The 1,455-nt window shown below is 32.4% G+C and carries 2 protein-coding genes; both read right to left on the minus strand.

The genetic code is table 11. From position 1 onward, the window contains the following. A partial coding sequence (locus ACMHXH_RS17565) for an EpsG family protein (protein ID WP_413738404.1) occupies positions 1-470 on the minus strand: 470 nt, incomplete at its 3' end. Positions 471-477: 7 nt separating this feature from the next. Then, entirely contained in the window at positions 478-1,278 is an 801-nt protein-coding gene (locus ACMHXH_RS17570) for a glycosyltransferase family 2 protein (protein WP_413738406.1), read from the minus strand. Positions 1,279-1,455: the final 177 nt, after the last annotated feature.

The following is a 1,455-nucleotide window of genomic DNA, read 5'->3' on the forward strand; positions in this document are numbered from 1 at the left end:
GCCAGGTAAACGACTGCAAACTTGAGAAAACAATGCTTCATTAGAAAGGAAAGGCTTAATAATAACAAAAAAATTGACAATCCTTGTCGCACAGCGTTAACTTGAAAACCAACAAAAAAGGGATTGACAAAAAGGCATACAATAAAGAATAAAACAAACTTGTGGTAATCCCCCTCTACAGAAGATAAAGAGCTAACAAACCAACTAGCAAACAAAAAGTTAAAAACACTAAAAACAAAAAAATTAATTTCAAATGGCAACCCAGTTGAACTTAAAATTAATGACAAAAAATAAAAGCCATACTCTAACTGAACAACATCATTGCCTGCAGCTAAATCTATAAAATAACTAACATAAACTTTTGTATCAGTACCAACATCCAGCTCCCTCACGGCAACAAAAAATGAAACGAGCATCACTACAAAACATAAGCTCACATAAGTTTTTAAAGAGCCCTTAGATACAATCACTATATTTTCACTTCATGGTTTTAGATATAAACAAACGTCTTAAATACTTAATGTATGAAAACGATACCACCAGAATCCATTTTGTCCGAGATATATAATTTTTATTATACAAGCGTCTAAATACTGAATGTACACCCTTTTCCATTTCTATCATTTTTGAACTCAAGCCGGAAGAACCAAAAGCAGGCTTGTGAAGAAAGCAAAGAGAAATAGGTATAAGAAATGACGGCTTATTAAAGGTAACATCTAACCACAATTCATAATCCTCCGCAAAGTATGCTCCCTCAGGAAACCGGCTTGAAACATTCCTCTTTATCATAACCGTTGGAGTAGGAAAATAATTCTTAAAAAGTAGTTTATTAAATGTAATTTTTTTTGCTTTAAAAGAATCAACTATATATTCTGTAGATTCAATACTTGAAGAGGTCATTATATCAACATGGTGGCCAGTTAATTCGGCACCACTTTCTAACATAAAGTTATATTGAACAGCTAATTTTTGATGATGCCAGGAATCATCAGAATCTAGAAAGGCGACATAGCTAGAAGAAGCTTTATTCCACCCGATATTTCTGGCAGTTGCAGGACCACTGTTAAAACTTAAGTCTAATATGATAATTTCAACTGAACTATTTTCATATTCAGTCTGAATGCCTAGAAGGACATCTAAAGTGGAGTCACCGCTGCAATCATTAACAAAAATAACTTCTTTAGGCAGCTTAGTCTGATTCATTATTGATTCAAATGAACGTCTGATAGTTCCCTCACAATCAAAGCATGGTACAACAACACTAACATCTACAATCATTTACAAATCACCTAATAACATCAAAAAATCTTTTGCCTTACGCATATAAATATAATCCAAGGAACACTTATTTAGTTCACTCTTCAGTCTGAATATAGAATACACAACAAGTTTACTCTTAGAATATTTTAAACTTTCGTCATCTGACATATTTTTTAATATTAGTTCAAACCAATG

Origin of the sequence: Shewanella sp. BJSY2023SW001, assembly GCF_047314685.1 — a bacterium.
GTDB classification, from domain to species: domain Bacteria; phylum Pseudomonadota; class Gammaproteobacteria; order Enterobacterales; family Shewanellaceae; genus Shewanella; species Shewanella indica.

Excerpts from the sequence above, each read along its gene's own strand:
- ACMHXH_RS17570 (WP_413738406.1), bottom strand. The coding sequence starts at position 1,278 with ATGATTGTAGATGTTAGTGTTGTTGTACCATGCTTTGATTGTGAGGGA.